The sequence below is a fragment of the Shewanella psychrophila genome (assembly GCF_002005305.1).
Lineage (GTDB): Bacteria > Pseudomonadota > Gammaproteobacteria > Enterobacterales > Shewanellaceae > Shewanella > Shewanella psychrophila.
The window spans coordinates 454,717-473,722 of record NZ_CP014782.1; the positions used below are offsets into that span (position 1 = coordinate 454,717).

General features: G+C 43.2%; 15 protein-coding genes, 1 tRNA gene and 1 pseudogene. 8 read left to right on the forward strand and 9 right to left on the reverse strand.

Annotated features, from left to right (window positions below):
- Positions 1 to 69 precede the first annotated feature (69 nt).
- Complete coding sequence (locus tag sps_RS02130) at positions 70 to 846, reverse strand: helix-turn-helix transcriptional regulator (protein WP_077755517.1); 777 nt, start codon at positions 844 to 846, stop codon at positions 70 to 72.
- A 231-nt stretch (positions 847 to 1,077) separates the two neighbouring features.
- On the opposite strand from sps_RS02130, the gene nadE reads away from it, so the two are divergent.
- The gene (gene nadE / locus sps_RS02135; protein ID WP_077750966.1) at positions 1,078 to 1,908 is read left to right on the forward strand and encodes an ammonia-dependent NAD(+) synthetase; all 831 of its coding nucleotides are present in this window, start codon (positions 1,078 to 1,080) and stop codon (positions 1,906 to 1,908) included.
- 86 nt (positions 1,909 to 1,994) lie between these two features.
- Here nadE and sps_RS02140 read toward each other — a convergent pair whose 3' ends face one another.
- Entirely contained in the window at positions 1,995 to 2,468 is a 474-nt protein-coding gene (locus sps_RS02140; protein ID WP_237157972.1) for a DUF6942 family protein, read from the reverse strand.
- Positions 2,469 to 2,620: 152 nt separating this feature from the next.
- On the opposite strand from sps_RS02140, the gene sps_RS02145 reads away from it, so the two are divergent.
- A complete protein-coding gene (locus tag sps_RS02145) occupies positions 2,621 to 4,081 on the forward strand; it encodes an alpha/beta hydrolase (RefSeq protein ID WP_077750968.1) in 1,461 nt (486 codons plus the stop codon).
- A gap of 40 nt (positions 4,082 to 4,121) precedes the next feature.
- Here sps_RS02145 and sps_RS02150 read toward each other — a convergent pair whose 3' ends face one another.
- Positions 4,122 to 6,308: a diguanylate cyclase gene (locus tag sps_RS02150; protein ID WP_077750969.1), complete on the reverse strand. Its 2,187-nt coding sequence runs from the start codon at positions 6,306 to 6,308 to the stop codon at positions 4,122 to 4,124.
- Positions 6,309 to 6,693: 385 nt separating this feature from the next.
- Between sps_RS02150 and sps_RS28420 the strand changes: the two genes are divergently transcribed.
- Positions 6,694 to 6,840 (forward strand): hypothetical protein, encoded by a 147-nt coding sequence (locus sps_RS28420; protein ID WP_169915658.1) that lies wholly within the window; start codon positions 6,694 to 6,696, stop codon positions 6,838 to 6,840.
- 146 nt (positions 6,841 to 6,986) lie between these two features.
- Here sps_RS28420 and efpL read toward each other — a convergent pair whose 3' ends face one another.
- Together efpL and sps_RS02165 are read right to left on the reverse strand one after the other, a co-directional pair.
- Positions 6,987 to 7,565, reverse strand: a complete 579-nt coding sequence (gene efpL / locus sps_RS02160; RefSeq protein ID WP_077750971.1) for an elongation factor P-like protein EfpL — start codon at positions 7,563 to 7,565, stop codon at positions 6,987 to 6,989.
- Positions 7,566 to 7,712: 147 nt separating this feature from the next.
- Complete coding sequence (locus sps_RS02165; RefSeq protein WP_077750972.1) at positions 7,713 to 9,302, reverse strand: ATP-binding cassette domain-containing protein; 1,590 nt, start codon at positions 9,300 to 9,302, stop codon at positions 7,713 to 7,715.
- Between the two features lie 580 nt (positions 9,303 to 9,882).
- Between sps_RS02165 and sps_RS02170 the strand changes: the two genes are divergently transcribed.
- Complete coding sequence (locus sps_RS02170) at positions 9,883 to 10,107, forward strand: cytochrome c3 family protein (protein ID WP_077750973.1); 225 nt, start codon at positions 9,883 to 9,885, stop codon at positions 10,105 to 10,107.
- A gap of 167 nt (positions 10,108 to 10,274) precedes the next feature.
- On the opposite strand, the gene sps_RS02175 is transcribed toward sps_RS02170, so the two are convergent.
- The 3 genes from sps_RS02175 to sps_RS02185 all read right to left on the reverse strand — a co-directional run bounded on the left by sps_RS02175 (position 10,275) and on the right by sps_RS02185 (position 12,682).
- Positions 10,275 to 10,351 (reverse strand) — tRNA-Pro (locus sps_RS02175).
- A 226-nt stretch (positions 10,352 to 10,577) separates the two neighbouring features.
- The gene (locus tag sps_RS02180) at positions 10,578 to 12,365 is read right to left on the reverse strand and encodes a DUF3413 domain-containing protein (RefSeq protein WP_077750974.1); all 1,788 of its coding nucleotides are present in this window, start codon (positions 12,363 to 12,365) and stop codon (positions 10,578 to 10,580) included.
- A 101-nt stretch (positions 12,366 to 12,466) separates the two neighbouring features.
- Entirely contained in the window at positions 12,467 to 12,682 is a 216-nt protein-coding gene (locus tag sps_RS02185; RefSeq protein ID WP_077750975.1) for a YejL family protein, read from the reverse strand.
- A gap of 324 nt (positions 12,683 to 13,006) precedes the next feature.
- On the opposite strand from sps_RS02185, the gene yejK reads away from it, so the two are divergent.
- Both yejK and sps_RS02195 read left to right on the forward strand, forming a co-directional pair.
- Positions 13,007 to 14,038 (forward strand): nucleoid-associated protein YejK, encoded by a 1,032-nt coding sequence (gene yejK, locus sps_RS02190; protein WP_077750976.1) that lies wholly within the window; start codon positions 13,007 to 13,009, stop codon positions 14,036 to 14,038.
- Between the two features lie 556 nt (positions 14,039 to 14,594).
- Positions 14,595 to 15,966 (forward strand): annotated as a pseudogene (locus sps_RS02195) (IS4 family transposase).
- Positions 15,967 to 16,041: 75 nt separating this feature from the next.
- Here the strand turns inward: sps_RS02195 and sps_RS02200 are convergent.
- A complete protein-coding gene (locus sps_RS02200) occupies positions 16,042 to 16,776 on the reverse strand; it encodes a DUF4336 domain-containing protein (RefSeq protein WP_179948392.1) in 735 nt (244 codons plus the stop codon).
- 308 nt (positions 16,777 to 17,084) lie between these two features.
- Between sps_RS02200 and sps_RS02205 the strand changes: the two genes are divergently transcribed.
- A complete protein-coding gene (locus sps_RS02205) occupies positions 17,085 to 17,966 on the forward strand; it encodes a 6-carboxytetrahydropterin synthase (protein ID WP_077750977.1) in 882 nt (293 codons plus the stop codon).
- Between the two features lie 77 nt (positions 17,967 to 18,043).
- The gene (locus tag sps_RS02210) at positions 18,044 to 18,880 is read left to right on the forward strand and encodes a M23 family metallopeptidase (protein ID WP_077750978.1); all 837 of its coding nucleotides are present in this window, start codon (positions 18,044 to 18,046) and stop codon (positions 18,878 to 18,880) included.
- The last annotated feature ends 126 nt before the right edge of the window (positions 18,881 to 19,006 follow it).

Genomic DNA, 19,006 nt, shown 5'->3' on the forward strand with positions numbered 1-19,006 from the left:
GTCATCATGGGGGATTGAGCGCGGGAGATATTGTAAATTATTGCAAGGGTGTAAAAATAGGGTGTAATTTTAAATAACGCGCTTCTGGAAATGAGAGGGAGTAATCAGAAAAGCTTGTTTAAAGGCTTTGTTGAGGTGGCTTTGATCGAAGAAGCCAACTTGCAGGGCGATATCTATCACAGCTTCGCCTTTTGCCAAGGCTTTCTTGGCGTATTCTAATCGTACCCGTTTCAAATAGGCGTGTGGTGTCATGCCTGTGGCGGCTTTAAATTGACGTAAAAACTGAAATTTACTCAAACCCACCGAAGCGGCTAAATCATCGAGTTGAAATACATTATGCATTTCATCATGAAATTGAGACTTTATGTCGACAACCTGCTGAGATGACAGTGCATGTTGTTGATGACTCAATTTTTTTACTGAACCATAGCGTTCGAACAGTTCCGTGGTGAAAGCCATCAAGCTCGTCTCTATTTGTAATTGAGCCTGCTTGGCGTGGGGACTGGTTAGGTTTTTATGTAGATGTAAAAATGCTTGGTGAAGGTCTGGAGCCCATGAGAGAGGAGATGAAAAAAACTGCTCCCTGATACTAAGTTCAGAGGTGATCTGATTGATATAGGTTATGGGAATGGACATGACATTGGCTTGGTAACCCTCCTCCTCAACGCTTTGGCCATTATGAGCCTCATCGGGGTTTAAGGTCGAGATGCATCCCTTGCTTAAATGGTAACTTTCGCCCTTGTGCTGATATTTTTGACCGCCCTGAGTCACGACGCCTATGTGGTAGTCGAGATGAACATGTTGAGCAAACTCAAAGTGCTGGAAGCTAGCTGTACTGAGCTCCATCTCTGGCACTATGGGATTACGCCAATATTCAATTTTCTCTTCAGTCACTTCTCACTGCCTTTGTACTAATTCTCACATCTTTTTACTATATTAGCTGCCGATTATTCCTTTAGGCTAGTAAAAAATTGCACGAATAAAATATGTTGCAATATAACACTGTATTAATCAGTATTTTGGCTCATAATATCAAACTCATCTGCTATATATCTTTATTCGATTGGAGCTCAGATTGTGAAGGGACAGATTTTACGTGAAATGAAGGTTCAAGCTGCGATAGAGCCTGAGTATGAAGTGCAAAGACGCGTTGCTTTCATTAAATTAAAGCTTAAAGAGTCTCACTGTCAGAGCTTAGTGCTTGGGATCAGTGGTGGGGTCGACTCATCACTCGCAGGTCGTTTATGTCAGCTTGCAGTCGATGAACTTAACCATGAGGCAGAGCAGAGCGTTTACCAGTTTATTGCCGTGCGTCTTCCATACAATGTTCAGCAAGATGAAGATGAGGCTCAACTGGCCTGTCAATTTATCTCTCCTTCCAAGCAAGTCACCGTCAACATACATGAAGGCGTTGCCGGTATTCATACTAATACTCTAGCTGGGCTTAAGGCTGCTGGAATAGAGCTTAATGATGAGGGCAAGGTCGATTTTGTTAAGGGGAATGTAAAGGCGAGAATGCGGATGATCGCCCAGTATGAAGTCGCTGGTTTAACTGGGGGGCTGGTGGTCGGTACCGATCATAGCGCCGAGAATATCACAGGTTTTTACACTAAATGGGGCGATGGCGCTTGCGATCTAGCACCGCTGTTTGGTCTGAATAAACGTCAGGTACGTAAGCTCGCTGGCTTTTTAGGGGCGCCTGATATATTAGTCAGTAAAGCACCTACTGCAGATCTTGAAGACGATAAGCCTCAACTCGAGGATGAAGTTGCATTAGGCTTGAGCTACGATCAAATAGATGACTTCCTAGAAGGTAAGCCCGTCGATAGAGTTGTAGATGACAAACTCGTTGGGATCTATAAGGCTACACAGCATAAACGTAAGCCCATTCCGACTATCTATGACTAATTGAATGAGCCTTTAGGCTCAATGTACCGATAAAGACGCGAAAGCGTCTTTTTTATTGGTGTTTTTATATTTATAGGTTAGTCGGTTTATTTATTCAGATAGGGTTTTAGCTGTTCAATCAGATTATTAGGAAATTGGCGATAATCCAGATAAGGCGAGATAAAAACCCCCAAGCCATTTGCATGAAGCTTGTCTTGTTCATCTAGGCTGTTAAACAAATCATTAGCACTATTGATGTTTAACTTAGCAGCCGCTACGGCGCCGACGATAATATGGCGCTCCGCTGTTAATGACAGGTGTGAGGCCTCTATCATTATTTGCTCGTTATGTTTAAGTAACTGAGTATCCCGATAGCTTTTCCAGTCGGCATCAGGGGCTGACAATTTGGCCATAATGGTCAATATCTTGCGCCAATGGTTACCATTAATTTCGATGAGTGTAGCCAAGGCGTCTTCTTGGTGATAACACCATCCTTGGGGTAACGTTGGGGCGTTTGGAAGATAGTAGCAAGTCTTAGCTTCGGCATTGCCGAGAATCATAGTAGACACGGGGTTGGACATAATCTGCTCGGCCATGTTTGTGAGAATGAGTATTGGTGGATTTTACCTAGTTAATCCGTGTAAGTTAACGTAATTAATGTAATTTCAATTTGGACAGTCACTTTTATCACTATTGGTGCTGGTTAATTGTGTCGAGGCATGCTGGAACAGATATGAGAACGATCGTTATAGGCTCTACCAAACACCTGTTAATGGCGATTTTTTATGCGTCGCTTGGGATTTTTGTTGCCTTGCTGGTGGCAGGAGTCTGGTTCTTAAATGCGAGACCGGATCTCGATATTTGGCACACAGTTGATCTAGAGTCAGACTTTAAACGTACCAAAGGACTAGAGACCTTTTCTGACTATCTCGATCTTGAAAAGGTACTTTTCAAAGAGGTCGAGGAGAAGATCTACGATCAGACTCTGACCCCGCATCCGTCGATCTTGAATCGTTATGTACGTGGTAGTTTGGCAGACCCACAGAAGTGGCGCCATGATTGGAACCGCAGTTACGAGTGGCCAAATGAAGATGCTGATTTCGGTGTATTGCTGCTTCACGGTATGTCAGATTCCCCCTATGCTTTGTCCCATGTGGCTAAGCATTTTGAGGACAAGGCATATGTCTTAGGTTTAAGGTTACCCGGTCATGGCACCATCCCCTCAGGTCTGGTTGATATCCAATGGCAAGATATGGCTGCAGCCGTTTCTTTAGCGACCGAGCATCTTAAACGGGTACTTAATGGCAAGCCTCTATATGTGATCGGTTTTTCAACTGGGGCCGCTTTGGCATTAAATCATGAGTTAGAACGACTGGCCAAGAATAAGACTGGCGAATATTCAGGGATGGTTTTTTTATCTCCAGCCATCGGGTTACCGCCAGTGGCCGCTGGTGCGCAGTGGCAGTCTAAATTAGGGGCCTTATTGGGGTTAGAAAAACTGAGCTGGAACAGCATTCAGACAGAATATGACCCCTTTAAATATAACTCCTTTGCGGTAAACGCCGGCGATGTTGTCTATCAACTTGCTGAGCGCAATCAGCTACTGTTAGATCAAGCGTCAAGACAACAGCTTGAATCTCTGTCATCTGTGCTGGCGTTTCAATCGTTGACTGACGATACTGTATCGACTCAGGCTGTGATCTCTGGGTTATTTCAAAAGTTACCTCAGGATAATCATCAATTGGTTATCTTCGATATCAATCGCACAGAGGTCAATATGGGGCTGATTCCGGATGATCCTATATTGCATTTCGGCGGTTTATTTAATACCACGCATCTAAAATACGACTTGACCTTAGTTCACAATAATTTCGACACACTTGACCTGCCTAGGGATGTGGTAGCTGAGACTCATTTTGCTCAAGGCGAACCAACGAAAGAAGCGCTGAACTTGAGGTGGCCTAGAAATGTCTACTCTCTCTCCCATGTTGCCTTGCCATTTCCCATCGAAGACAGTTTGTATGGTCCTGAAGGAGTGCATTACGTGAAACGAATACAGATAGGTGCTACATCTACTCGAGGAGAGCGTGGTGTGCTCGGTGTGTCGGCCGATGAGATATTAAGGCAGAAATGGAACCCATTTTTCCCTTATCTGATTTCCAGGACTGACAAGTTTATTAAAGGGTTAAAATAAAAATGATGTTGGGCTAGGCTCAGGTGTATTCACTTAGGGTCTATACAGTCACCTTTTTATCGGAGGGTTTCGGCATAGAGATGATGACCTTATCTCTGCCCTGATTTTTAGCCTGATACAGATTAATATCGGCCTGTTTAAACCAGACATCTAACTCGGTGCTGTATCTAGCATTGTTCACTAAGGCACCTATACTGACCGTCATACTTATTGGGCGTTTATCATTAGGGTTTATTATAACTAACCCTTGAACCTTGTCTTTAAACTCGTTTAGGTGCGCTTCGATCATTAACACATTACAAAAGGGTAAGATGAGTAAAAATTCTTCACCACCGTAGCGTGCAATGACATCGGTATCCCGTTTAAAGTATTTCTTCATTTCTCTGGATAAAACCCGCAGGCATTCATCACCGCCTTGATGGCCGTAAGTATCATTGATTGATTTGAAATTATCGATATCTAAGATCCCAACCGCCATCACCTCATCGCTGCGTTGGCAGAAATCTTGAGTAGATCTGAATTTTGCTTCGGCATAGCGTCGATTGTACAGCGAGGTCAACTCATCTTTTTCTACTAAGATTTGCAGTTTAGCATTGGCTTTTTCCAGTTCAAAGGTACGTATCGCGACCTTCTCTTCAAGTTCTAACTGGTAAGAAATTAGCTCTTGTTTACTCTTCTTGATGCTTTGATATAAGTTGAGGAACTCAATAGGTGATTCCTCGTTGATATGATAATCGGCTGCTTTACTGTGTCCATGCTCGGCAAACTTGTTGGCTATAACGCTAAGGGGCTGAGTCAATCTGATGCTCAATACTCGAGTCACTAATACGGTAATGATAATAGATAAGATAAGTACTGCGAAGGTAGTGAGATATTGAGACTCTAGTAATTTTAATAACGGAGAAAAAGGCTTAACCACATAGAGTTTCCACTGATTATCAAGCGCGTAGCTGTCATAGACAAATTCAGGGTTTGGGTTCTCGATATCGCGGAGGTTGAGCATAGACAGGCTAGTCTTATAGTCTTTGCCACTTTCAGCCCACATAAACTCGGACAGTGGGGCAAGTCCTAGCTTATCGGATGCGTATATGACCCTGCCAGCTTCATCGACGAGGATCATAGATTGATCTTGATAGACTTCATTAGCCTGTTCAATTTGGGCAAAAGTTGTTAAATCTAACGAACCTTCGATGATCCCGGTGGGTTTGTCGGGCTCATTGCTACGGTAGAAGGGAGCACTGATGGCGACGATGGGGTCTGCGCCGAACCCCCGGCCTAAAAATGCCGGTGAGGTGTAGGTGATTTGATTGAAAAATGCTTCCTGAAAGTAATGACGATCTTCAACACTGATCTCTTTGTTGAGTACCTTGTTTACGCCTAATGCCGATAGCGGGCTCGCCGCTATGATCCGCGCATCGGCGTTGGTTACTAGCATAGTAGCGAACCCGGGGTAGCTCTGATGCAACTTAACCAGTTTGCTTTGCCAACCTGAGATTTTCTCTGCACCAGATAGGCTCAGCCATCGAGAGGCATTATCTATTGCTCGCGTATGAGTCTCAAGGAATACCTCTGTTGCCAGCCCTAAATGGGTGACAGAATCATGTAAGTTTCGCTTCAAACTCTCTTGTTGTTTGATAATGACCTGATGATTGAATATCAGCGCCGAGCCCAGCAGTGAGATGGTTAGTACTAAGGAGAAACTGTAAGTGAGCTGAGCATTGAAGCTGCGTCTTTTCTTGTCTTTTACCTTGTCTTTTAGTTGCCATAATTCAGAGATAACAGTGACAGCCAGAGAGCCTACAGCGGCGCAAATTAAACCATTAATCCCTTGTTTTAGTGTGATAAAGGAGAGGTGGCTTTCAGGTAGTTCCGAGAAAATACTGGCGTACAGTACAAATAATGGCATGCCTAACAAGAGCCAATACCCGATATCTGCGTATAAAGAATAGATGTCTTTTCTACGGGCAAACCCTAACCAGATAGCCTCTAGACTGAAAATGAGAAATACATGGGGGCTAGACCAGGAGATAAACAATCCGATTGAGCAGACCAGAGCTGTAAGCAGTGCATACCAAGGCCCCAATAAAATAGCGACGATAACAAAAGCACTGTTACCTAAGATTAGCTGCACATTTCCAAACAGGGGAATAGGGTACAGGTTCGCTATTAGGCCTAATATGCCTAGGAAGAGTGAGAACTTGAAATGCTGACGATTTATCTGGAACATGAAAGCCTTATATTTTTTTATCTTGCGGCTATTTATAGATGCTAGCGGCTTAGAGAATAATCCTCAATACATATGTAACAAAAAATCACTGTTTGCTTGGTATTTATACCAGTTGGTAACTTCGGAGTTATTTAAATTAAAACAGATAGCAAATGGTGATGGGCTAAGTGTATTGGTAACTCGTAAACTAGGTTGCCTTTATGTGTACGTTTGTGTGTGTTGGTGAAGGTTTGTTTGTTTAAGTTTACATATCGTTGAATAACTTAAGCTTATTTCAGTAGAGCACACCTCTAGTTATTCAGATTAAGCTTATCTTCATTGTCACGATTCATAATTTCGCTTAAAGCGACAAAGCTACACATCTACCACTAAATGGATCATGAAAATGGATAATTTAATCAACCAACATATTTTTAAGGTCGGCATAGGTTTAGCCATCTTATTATCTTTTATTGTCTATGGGATCACCAAAGACTTACGTTTACAGAAGCAGATGGAAGTAGAGCGGAAGAATAAGTCTAAAGCTGAATAAACACGCGGGAAGAAAATATAGTTAGCTTGTGTGAGGTGGCTAAAGGCTTCTGAGACCTGCTCAATAACGTTAGCCTAGCTATTGAGCTGACTTCATAATAAAAAGGACCTGTTATTTGCCTTGAAATAATAGGTCCTTTTTAGTCATTAAGCTTTAGAGTCAGAACGGCTCATAAATTTATGCTCGGCCGTGTTTATCTTAATTTTCTCACCATTGGCGATATATTCAGGAACCTGTACCGTCAGTCCGGTTGAGAGAGTGGCGGGTTTAGTGCGGGCGCTGGCGGAAGCCCCCTTGATTGAAGGGTCAGTTTCTACAATGACCAGATCGACATGGGAGGGGAGTTCGATAGCAACGGGTGAACCATCGACTGTAAGCACATGCAAGCCTTGAGTCTCTTCTGTGATAAAGAGTAACTCTTCGGCGATGGTGTCTTTGTTGAAATGGTAAGGCGTGTAATCTTCTACGTCCATGAAGACATACTCGTCACCATCGATATAAGAGAAGGTCACATCATGGTGACTCAGATCTGCAAGGCTTATCATATCGTCGGCCTTGAAGGTATGATCTAGTTTAGAACCCGACGCGACATCGTACATACGCATACGGTATAGGCTGCCTCCAGAGCGTCCCTGTGGAACAGAACGTTCAATATCTCTGATGAGAAAGACATTATTGTTGAATTCGATAGCAGTATTTTTTTTAACTTCGCTTGCCTTCGGCATGATAACAATCTCTAAAAGTAATTTGGTCAGTAAAATATCATAAGCTTAGGTGGATACCAATCCAGCTTAGATAAAATTAGTGCGAGATTAGATAATACATCCTAATCTGCAGGGCGAGAGGGCTCAGCGCTATCATTTACTTAAGAATCACTTGCTTAAGATTTCTACTGTTTCTGTGATGCCGGCATCAGTCACGAATTCTCTGTCGTGGCTTATCAAGATAAAGCTCCCTCGATACTGATTTAACGCTTCAGATAATAGATGTTTCGATTCAATATCTAAATGATTGTCAGGCTCATCGAGTAACAGTAGCGGCAAGGGTATTTGGTGGGTCGCGATGAGTATAGCAAGCTTCATTTTTTCCCCTCCGCTGAGCCAGCTCGCTTTTCTATGTACACTTTGCCCCCTAAATCCCATTCCGGCCAGTAAGGTGTGTGCTTGAGTGTCAGCAATGCTAGGGCAATAAATTTTGAGATTACCCAGCAGGGAAAGCGCTTGATTAATTAGCCGAAAGTCTTGATCTAAATAAAAGAGTGGAGCTGCTCGTTGAATGTCACCACTGTCTGCTGGCAGCTCTCCTAAAATCACCTTCATCAAGGTCGATTTACCACAAGCATTGTTGCCCTTCAGGTGCAGCTTATCTCCATGAGACAAGTGCAGTCGGATAAGAGGCGTATCAACATAGGGGATCCGTATGTCTTGGATACTGAGCAGGGTTTCGGGCTTTTGTGTCTTCACTTTCACACCGGTCTGAATGTACATTGCCTGTGGCTTTAGTGATTCTTTTCGTTGAGATAATTGCCGAATTAATTCGGTATTGTTTATCTGCTGATTATCCCTTTGTATGGCTCTTGATGAGGATGATTTTTCGGCGTTATCTCGCATAGTATTGAGTAATATTTTAGCCTGACTACCTGATTTTCTAAGTCGCTTACCACTCGCGGCCCTTTGTTGTGCTTTCTCATGGTTGAGCTGCGTATGACGAGCTATCTGCTTTTGTTTGCTTTGTGCTTGTGCAAGCTTGCGATTAACAGCTATCAGATGGGTTTGCTTGCTCGTTTTGTAATGGGAGAAATTGCCTGGATAAAGAGTCAAACCTAGACTCGTCAGTTCATAAATGGCCCCTACATGATGTAACAGCGCTCTGTCATGGCTAATTAACAATACCTTTGATTTACTTGTGTTAATTTGTTTTAAAAGCCACTGACGTCCTTTGTTGTCCAGATGATTAGAAGGCTCATCTAAGATAAGTAGTTCGGCATTTGTGCTAAACAACTTAAGTAGCTGCAACTTTGCTTTTTCGCCACCACTAAGTTGTGCGCAAGGGGTCTCAGGAGGCAAGGTGATCGCTATTTCAGCAAGCTGTCGGGCCAGATTTTCCCGTACTTGCCAGTTATCTCCTATGATATCTAGTTCTGCTGCTTGATATTGGCCTGACTCGACCTTCTTTAGCGCGTTTATCTGTGGCGCGACGCCCAAAAATTCTGCAATGCTTTGCCCTGAGTGGCTGTCTATGCCTTGTTGCTTAAAATAACCAAGATGGTTAAATGAACGAAATACCGAGCCTGAATCTGCTTGTGTTTCGCCCGCTAAAATAGACGCGAGTACTGATTTACCTGCACCATTGCGACCTATGATGGCAGTAAATTTTTGCTCTATGGAAAAGGAAAGATTGCTAAATAGTCTCTCTCCCGTATCTAGTTTGTATGAAAGTTGCTGTGCGTTGAGAATTGGCATATTGCCTCCTAAGAAGAGGGAAGCAGGGTGTGCACAATGACTATATTTGGGATCTAATGGTCTGCGATGTGATCAAAAAGGACGCCCAAAAGCTTAAACATATAAGACTGGTGGAAATTCGATCGTGCGCTCAATAACAAATTTAAGCCGAAAGTGCCTACTAACCCTGTGGTTCCAAATAAAAGAATAAAGATGGAAAACAGGTGTTAGTTGTTCATTGAGGCGAAGACTCCGAGATAAGAATGAAGAAATTGAGGTTTACTCACACGCAAGTGCGTGAAGATTGAACACGCATCATAAAAGTTAACTTGCTAAAAGTAAACCGCCAAGTATTTGCTTTACCCAATAACGTTATGGGTATGCCAGCTAACATTCTGACCTAGGTCACAGTATCGCATTCTAAAAGTTGATCTGTTAAGCAAGTATTCAGAATAGTTGGACTAATTAATATTCAATTAAGGCTGATCCATAGAATTAATATTAAGAGAAGCAATGAGTTTAGATAGAGAGTTGAGCCTTTTTTATCTAAGCAGAAAAAATAATTTTAGGGTGACCGAACCCGGATTACTGAGGTATAGAGATGAAATATTTAACTTTGATCGCCGCGTTAGCTTTTGCTGGTTCTGCCATGGCGGTAGATTGTACCGATTGTCATGAGAAGATTGATGTGGCTGTCCACACTGAGGCTGAAGCAAGTATCGCAACCTGTAATGATTGCCATGATTTTGAGGGAGCCCATACGCTAGATATGGACATGCATACTCCGGATCTGACCATTGCTGAGTGTTCAGATTGTCACGAGTGATCACATTTAGCTAGATATACTGCTTGGTATTGATAGGGATTAGCCAGACTTTATCGTCTGGCTTTTTTGATCTTACACCGACACCAATCACAGTGTTCGCTATAAGTGGCTAGCATGAAATAGAAAGCAAAAAGCCAGACTCATTGCTGAATCTGGCTTCTTTAATGTGGTCGGGATAGCAGGATTTGAACCTGCGATCTCTTGTCCCCCAGACAAGCGCCTTACCGGACTAGGCCATATCCCGAAATTTCTTAGAACTTAAACTGTTTCTAAGAACACCTAAATATCTTTTTCGTGGGGGCTATTTAGGTGAGGCAGAACTTTAGCAAGTCACTTAAGATTCTGCAAGCGATTAGTCAACAAGCTTGATCTAATCGCTTAGTTTATAAGCTTTTTAGCCAGTAATTATTCAGTTGGCATTAATTACTGGCTAAAAAGGGCACTTTAAATAATGCGCGATTAGCTATGCCTTAGTTATTGTACAGCCTGCGACCTTCACGCATCACTTCGATGAGTTCCGGTGCACTCATCTTCTTACGCAGGCGCTGCTCGTAATTTTCATCATAGATACGGTACTTACCGTGTCTGTCGATCACCGTAATCTCTGATTTTTGATAGATGCCAAATATACGATTATCACCGACATATACCCAAGACTCTGCATCAGGTTGCAACAAACTTCGACCAGCGCTGTAATCGGTTGCCGGATTTGTGCAGCCAAGGACTTGAGTCATTAACGTAGGAGCAATGCCATAGTGACTGGTACGATAATTTACGTCTTTTGCAGGTGATTTCGGCCAGTGAATCACTAAGGGGACCTGAACATTGGCTGGAGAGAGATTACCTCGAGCTTCGTCCGGGTTACTGGTGAACAACTTTCCACTGACGCCTGTAATGATGACTAAGGTATCTGCTGGCAGAGCAGTGATAATTTTTTCAATCTCTTGATCGATAAAATTCAGCGACTGACGATATTGATTGAATAAGACTCGCTGGGCAGGTGTTAATTTCTGCTCAGACTGGACTGTCTCGATACCCAAAAAGCCGATAGGGGTATCATAGCTGTCAGGGGCTCTTAAGTTGATGAGGCCAAACCAAGGACTATTTTGTGTCTGTTGCCAGGTTTGAAATCCTGAAACCGTTTCAAGGTCTTGAGCTGCATCGCTACTATTTGGAGCCGATAATATCTGTTCAAAATCATCATAGATGGCTTTTGGCATTTGACTGGCGTGTTCGCCTGAGAATAAACCTAACTGATAGCCCTGTTGCTTCAATATTTGAGTCAGTAGTGGAGGGGTTTGTGATAAACCACTGGAATTGATATAGCTGCCTTGAAGCCCATAAAGAATGGAGAACATACCGCTGTTGAATTGATTGCCGCCACTGATGTGGTGAAGGAACTCTTGATTGGCATCGCCATACTGGCTGAAGAAGGGCATGGTTTTGCTGTTGACCATATCAGCTCTAAGACTATCTATGGTTAGTAATAAGATATTAGGCTGCACTTCATTAGTCTTAGTGCATTGCAGTGGCCGCTTAGGGTAATTTAAACTGCTTTTTAGGGATGAGCTTGCTTTAGGCCGCGTTGAACTGTCTATGCCATGACTTTCCATAAATGAGCGGGCAGTAGCAGGGTAGGAGAGCGGGTAAGCATCGTCTAGGCGGGTGATCTCAGTGATATCTGCGGCATCGGCCCAGATATGGATCAGATGACTGCTGATAAAACATAGACCCACAAAAGCGACGACCTTATTACCACGACGTACCTTGTGGATTTTTTCGATCCGTTTCCAAAGGAAATTTGCCGCCGTGAGCTCAATGGCTAAAATCCCTAAGGGGGTAATGATATAGGAGGTACCACGAAGCAGAGCATTGAGATCAGCCCAAGCCAGATCGAACACAAATGGACTCAGGTGTAGACCATAATCATCATAAATGATGGTGTCGTAGAGTAAAATACATAAACTTAAAGTCGCAACACTTGCCGCATAGCCACGTAAAATCTTGGAATAGGGCAGTAAGAAGGTGACGGGAAAAACCAGTACTAAATAAACGATAAAGGCCAAGAAGCTAAAGTGACCTATGGTACTGACGGCCAAATAGCCCCAGCCAATCCAAGTTTCAGGATGGCCTACCGTATCGAGATAGCGGAAACCCACAATCATGGCAAGAAAGCCGTTGAAGAAGGCAAACCAATGTCCCCAGCTCACCAAGCGTGATACACGATCACGCCCCATTTCCTTTTTACGCTCGACCATGTGGCTCCGCTTAGCGTTTAAGTGCTTATTTTATTAGATACTAATGTATCTTATGTGTTTTTTTACGTGTTTAGCTAGTTTTCAATGCACAAAGGCATTAATTAGCTTTTAACAGATTGAGATAAGGCTTTTGAAAACTGCTCAGCTACTTGGACTCTGGCTTCTTGAGGTACTTTACGCGCAAGAAGATCTGTCACACAGTTACCCAATACCATGAGTCTTAAGTCAGTCGGTGCCTGGTGCTTATCCATCACAGCACTGATTTCAGCAATAAGTGATTCGACTTGAGTGTTTGAATATTTTGATTGTATAGCCATATTAAAAATGTGTTTCGGTTACCTAGATATTTGGCGCTTATGATAACCGAAATTCAGCCTAAGCACGATATCATTGCACTGGTTAGCCCGATATTGATACCAATATTCTCTTTTACCTGTGTAAATATGACTAATGACTCTTTTGGATAAGATTTTCAGGCAAGTCTTAGTCATCTTATTCTTGAAGCAGGATTTCAATTGGGGCAATATAGGCTCATTAAAATTGACCCAAAAGTGAGGTTCTGTTTAAGCGATTCCAGTCGCGGCATCAGAGACTTTTTATTGGTGAAATTACATTTTTAACCATTATCTTTATCGAGACTTATGAGCATAAACGTCGAACAAGCCATCATCCATGCCATTATTCAAAATAGTGAGGGGCAGTTAAGCTGTCGATTGCGTCCCCAACCTTTATTAAACGGCGAAGCCGTTGAAGCCATGTTGGATGAATTACATCAAACATATACAACAAAGGCGGGTAAGGGATTTGGGCATTTTGGTATCTCTGGTGAAGATGGTGAGGCTAATCCTAAATTTATGGAGGCGTTAACTGAGTACCGAAATGGTGAACTTGGTTTTGTCGAGTTTTCCGGTTTGGCGGGTAAATTATTGCAGGAAGAGTTGTCCAAATATGATTTCAGTCAAGGTGGTTACTTGCTCCTGTCTTGTTATACCCATATGACCAGTGACTATCTGTATGTTTCTTTGCTTAATGCTAAATCATCGATGACAGTGCTCGATGATATGGAACTCTCGAAAAATACGCATTTAGATCTTAAGGATGTCCAACTTGCGGCGCGTATCGATTTGACCGAATGGCAGGCAGATGAAGATTCACGTAAATATATCTCCTTTATACGAGGGCGTGCGGGCAGAAAGGTTGCCGATTTCTTCCTCGATTTTATGGGCTGCGTAGAAGGGGTCAACACTAAGGTTCAGAACAAGCAGTTGATGAATGCCGTCGAAGATTTCGTTTCTAGCAGCGAACTGACCAAAGACGAACGTCAGCAGTGTCGTGAGAAGGTTTTCGATTATTGTACCGAGCGTTGTGATGTTGGTGCCGATATTGAAATTAAAGATCTCGCCGATGAGCTCGCCGATAGTGGCATGGACTCTTTCTATGATTTTGCCAAAGGTGGCGAATATGAACTTGAAGATGAGTTTCCTGGGGATAAGCCAACTTTACGCCAACTGAAGAAGTTTTCCGGTACTGGCGGTGGCGTGACACTTAGCTTCGATGGAGCACACCTTGGTGAGCGGGTTATGTACGATCCCATTTCTGATACCATAATGATCAAAGGTGTTCCGGCTAACCTAAAAGATCAACTCGATCGTCGTTTGAAGGGTGGGCAGTAATCCTTTAGGTTTTATTGATTGTTGAAGCATGTACGATTCAATATTTTCCGACACCATTATGATTAAAGGTGTTCCGACTAACCTAAAAGATCAACTCGATCGTCCTTTGAAGGGTGGGCAGTAATCCTTTAGGTTTTATTGATTGTTGAAGCATGTACGATTCAACATTTTCCGACACCATTATGATTAATGGTGTTCCGACTAACCTAAAAGATCAACTCGATCGTCGTTTGAAGGGTGGGCAGTAATCCTTTAGGTTTTATTGATTGTTGAAGCATGTACGATTCAACATTTTCCGACACCATAATGATCAAAGGTGTTCCGGTTAACCTAAAAGATCAACTCGATCGTCGTTTGAAGGGTGGTCAGTAATCCTTTAGGTTTTATTGATTGTTGAAGCATGTACGATTCAATATTTTCCGCTACTATCATGATCAAAGGCGCCATTTGGCTGTCTTTTATACACAAATCCCTGTTAAGAAATTAACAGGGATTTTTTTGAACTAATTTTCAATTTCATGATCCGAACTTTTAACCTTATTAAGGAGATAAAGTGATGATTCATGAGCATCTACAGTGGGCACAACAGCAATTTGGGCAATCTGATTTAGGAGAGCCTAGAAGAACCGCTCGTCTGGTAAAGTTAGCTTCTACTCTAGCTAATGAACCAGGGAAACCTATCGTGAATGTGACACTGTCTCCTGCAGATATGGAAGGTGCGTATCGCTTTATCCGCAACGAGAACATCAAAGCTGAAGCCATCGCTGAGTCTGGTTTTCAAGCCACAGTAGAGCGAGCGCAACAACATGATTTATTACTTGCTCTAGAAGATACCCCCACGCTCATATACCAACATCGTTCGATAAAAGGTGACTTAGGCCATGCAGGACGCGGTAAGGCACAAAGAGGCATGTTAGCGCATAGTATTTTACTGTTTTCACCTGAAGAAAAGAACGTAGTTGGTCTTATTGAGCAATTACGCTGGAGTCGTGATGTGAGTAAAACCGGCCAACGAGAGCAACACGCTACTCGTCCCGATGAGGAAAAAGAAAGCGTAAAATGGCAAACGGCTTCAGAGTCGATGACTCAGCGTCTACAGTCCAAGATGGCCGATGTTATTTCTGTTTGTGATAGAGAAGCCGATATATACGAGTACCTACTCTATAAGCTTAACGCTCAGCAACGGTTTGTGGTTCGCTCAATGCAGAGCCGATGCATTGAAGAGAGTGAAGATAAGCTTTATCAGTTCGCCAGTGAATGACAAAGCGCGGGGCAAAAACAGCTTAATATTGCTCAAAAGGGGGGCGTAAAGCCAGAACGGTAACACTTGATATCACTTACGCTCCAATTAGCCTAAAAGTGCTTGCAAATAAAAAGGACAATCATTGCCAATGTATTATGTAGGGTGTTGTGAACGAAGCAGTCACGACAAACCGTTAAGTTGGCACCTTTTAACCAGCGAGCCTGTTACCAATAAAGAACAGGCCTTAAAAATCATCAGTTACTACGAAAAACGTTGGTTAGTTGAGGAATATCATAAAGTCTGGAAGAGCGACGGTACAGATATAGAGAGCTTAAGGCTGCAAAGCAAAGATAATATGGAACGGCTTGTTACGATTAGCGGTTTTATTGCGACAAGGGTGCTCCAGCTAAAATTTGCGAATATGCAGGCAGGAGACGTGAGTTGCGAGCAGGTTCTGTCGACAAAAGCGTGGAAACTACTTTGGCTAAAGCGAGTGGGTAGCGAGCTACCGAAAGAGGCACCCAATATGGGCTGGGCTTATCAAGAATTAGCGAGGTTAGGTGGCTGGAAAGATACGAAGCGGACAGGAAAAGCTTTAGTGAAAGTAATATGGCAAGGATGGCTTAAGTTGCAAACCACCCTTGAAGGCTACGAGTTAGCAATGTCTCTTGAGTTTAACTTGTGATCAAGAGACAGCCCATCAGGCGCCTTTTTTATTGACCGTGTATTGTCCTGAAATACATTTAAACTTTAAGAGCCGCTAATCCAGCCAGCGAAATGATCGTTTGAGGAAGGCTGGAGCATCCTCCCAAATACACTCACCATGAGCAATGATTATTCCTTTTGGCTGCCATGCTTGAATGAGTTTAAAGCAAGCTCTGGCTTTGCCTTTGCCAAATATAAAACTGATACGCCAGTCGGCTGGGGTCTGGCCATCCGGGGCTAAGATACCAACCAGTTTGGCGATATGGTTTTGCCAAGGTTTAAAGTGAGTGGTTGGGAAGTTCTCTATCAGATCGGTCAAGATGAGCGTGCCACTGGTTTTATGAAAGAAAACGACCTCCTCCATTGCCGGACTTCCGGTAAAGATAAGCTGGTCTATTTGATGGCACCAGACATCATTGGGTTTTGAGATTAATTCACTCGAAAATGGGATGTCCGGGCACTTCTTTATCAGACCAGGTGCCGCATAAGAACTCGCATCCGGATAGCGGGATATCCACTCTTGAATAAAGAGGTAGTGAATTTTATTTGGGGCAATGAGATAGCTGACTTCACCTAGGCTGTCGACCTCTTGTTGCAGGGAGGCCGTTAACTGACAAGGTGAATGCACCCATAATTTACCATCATCGAGGCGGATTACTGTCATACGAGTGGTATAGGGCATGCAATAGAATGAAACCGTAGGCCCATCGTAATACCAAATGTCAGAGTCCACAGGGTGTAACAGACTAAGGTGTGTGTCACTTGTAGTGTTGAGAAGTGTATCGGGCATATATACCTCCTGTGCAGCTTGTTTATAGCTTACGTAAAGTGATCACTGCACGAAAACCATAGGCGCAAGCTAAATAGTAAAGCGAGTGATTCGAAGTGAATTATTAAGCTTATACTGATGACAAATCAAGCATACTCGCCAAGTTTACAATTAGGCGCAATAAACGGGTCGAAAATTGCTGTTATCACATGTAAACTTGCGTAAACCTCAAAGATAATGTCAATTTATCTTGAGACACTATTTCTGTCCTTTGGCCATTGCCGAATGGACGTACAAAAGGTGGACTGTTTTTCCATCTAGGAGCGTAAATGCAACTTTTTGTTAGAGATTTAACCGTAATCGATTTTTCATACTTGTGTCCTATTCGTGGCATGGTGGGAGAAAGCTGGATAGTCGATGTTCTCCTCGATGGCGGCTTAGATGAGCAAAATATGGTGTTAGACTTTTCTAAAGTTAAACGCACCATCAAAAATACAATCGATGAAGTTGCTGATCACCGTTTACTCATTCCAACGGCTTGCAGTGAAGTACGTTGGCAACAGCAAGGCGATAAAGTCTTTATGGACTTTAACAGCCTACAGGGCGATATTCACTTAGCGTGCCCAGCTCAAGCCTTTGCCCTTATTCCCAGTGAAATTATCGATTTCGATAGTGTTAATGCTTTTTTGCAGAAAGCATTAAGAGCTGTATTGCCGGACAATGTGGAAGGTATAGCGTTGACGCTACGTAATGAGATGCATGAAGCGCCGTTTTATCATTACTCTCATGGTCTTAAAAAGCATGATGGTAACTGTCAGCGTATTGCTCACGGCCATCGCAGCCCTATTAACATCTTCGAAAATGGTATTTCGGCACCTAAATGGGATGAGTACTGGGCTAAGCGTTGGAAAGACATTTATCTGGGTACCGAAGAAGATGTGGTTAATTTGAGTGAATTAACACTTTCGCCACAGGCAAAGGTGAGCGAAGACACTCACTATGGTTTCTGTTATCAGGCACCGCAGGGAGAGTTCCAACTCGCCATGCCAAAGACTCGATGTGAGATCATTCCACATGACACTACGGTAGAGCTGCTGGCAGAGTTTATCGCTAACACTTTGGTTGATAAATTGCCTCAAAGTGAGTTTAAAGTGATCGCCTATGAAGGAATAGGTAAAGGGGCTATCTCAGTAAAAGGCAACATAAATTAGCGTGGTTTATGCCCATGCGCGTCTGGATATTAATGATTAAGTTTAATCGAGTCCTATCACATATAACTGGAAATTAAATGTCTCTATTACCTAAAATAGTCTCGCCATTGGCTGCATTGACACTCTTATTTACCGTTAACGCAACCGCGCAAATCCAGTTGACGGGTAAGATGGAGCAGGGCGCTCTGATCCGAGCCATGGTTGAGCCAGGAACTCAGGTATACCTTAACGGCGAAGCACTAAAAGTGACCCCTGAAGGTGCGTTTGCATTTGGTTTCGCGCGCGAGGCTGAGCTAAAGCAAGAGTTGAAGCTTGTTTATCCTGATGGCTTGACTCAGATAAAGCCACTGAGCATCAAGACGAAAGAATACAAGATCGACAGGGTGAACGGGATCAGTAAAAAGATCATGAAGCCCGATCCCAAAGCGGTAGAGCGCTCCAGAAAAGACAGTAAGCAAGTCAAAGCCGCCAGAAGTCAGTTTTCAGAGATTGAGTCATTCACTCAAGATTTCATCTGGCCATTGACGGGCCGTATCTCTGGCGTTTATGGCAGTCAGCGTGTTTATAACGGCAAGCCAGGCAATCCTCATTATGGTGTTGATGTCGCCGCGAAAACCGGTACTGTCGTGGTAGCGCCCGCCGATGGTGTCATCAGTTTATCCGTAGCGGATATGTTCTATTCCGGCGGCACCATAATTCTCGACCATGGTTATGGTGTCAGTTCGAGTTTTCTGCATCTCAGTAAGCTCTATGTCAAAGATGGCGAGGTGATCAAGCAAGGTCAGCCTATTGCCGAAGTCGGCGCGACAGGCCGGGTAACTGGCCCACATCTAGATTGGCGTGTTAACTGGTATCAGATGCGTCTCGATCCTGTGACGATAGTTCCAAATATGGCTGAAGTGCTTAAAAAGTAACTGTTTTTCGATAAATGAATTGCCTCGATAGCAATTATTGTACTGATAAAGCAGAATCAGATAGGCTGAGCCAGAGTTTACCAAGGTTAAGCCTGTTTTATTATTGTTAGTGATGGCTGCTAGTTA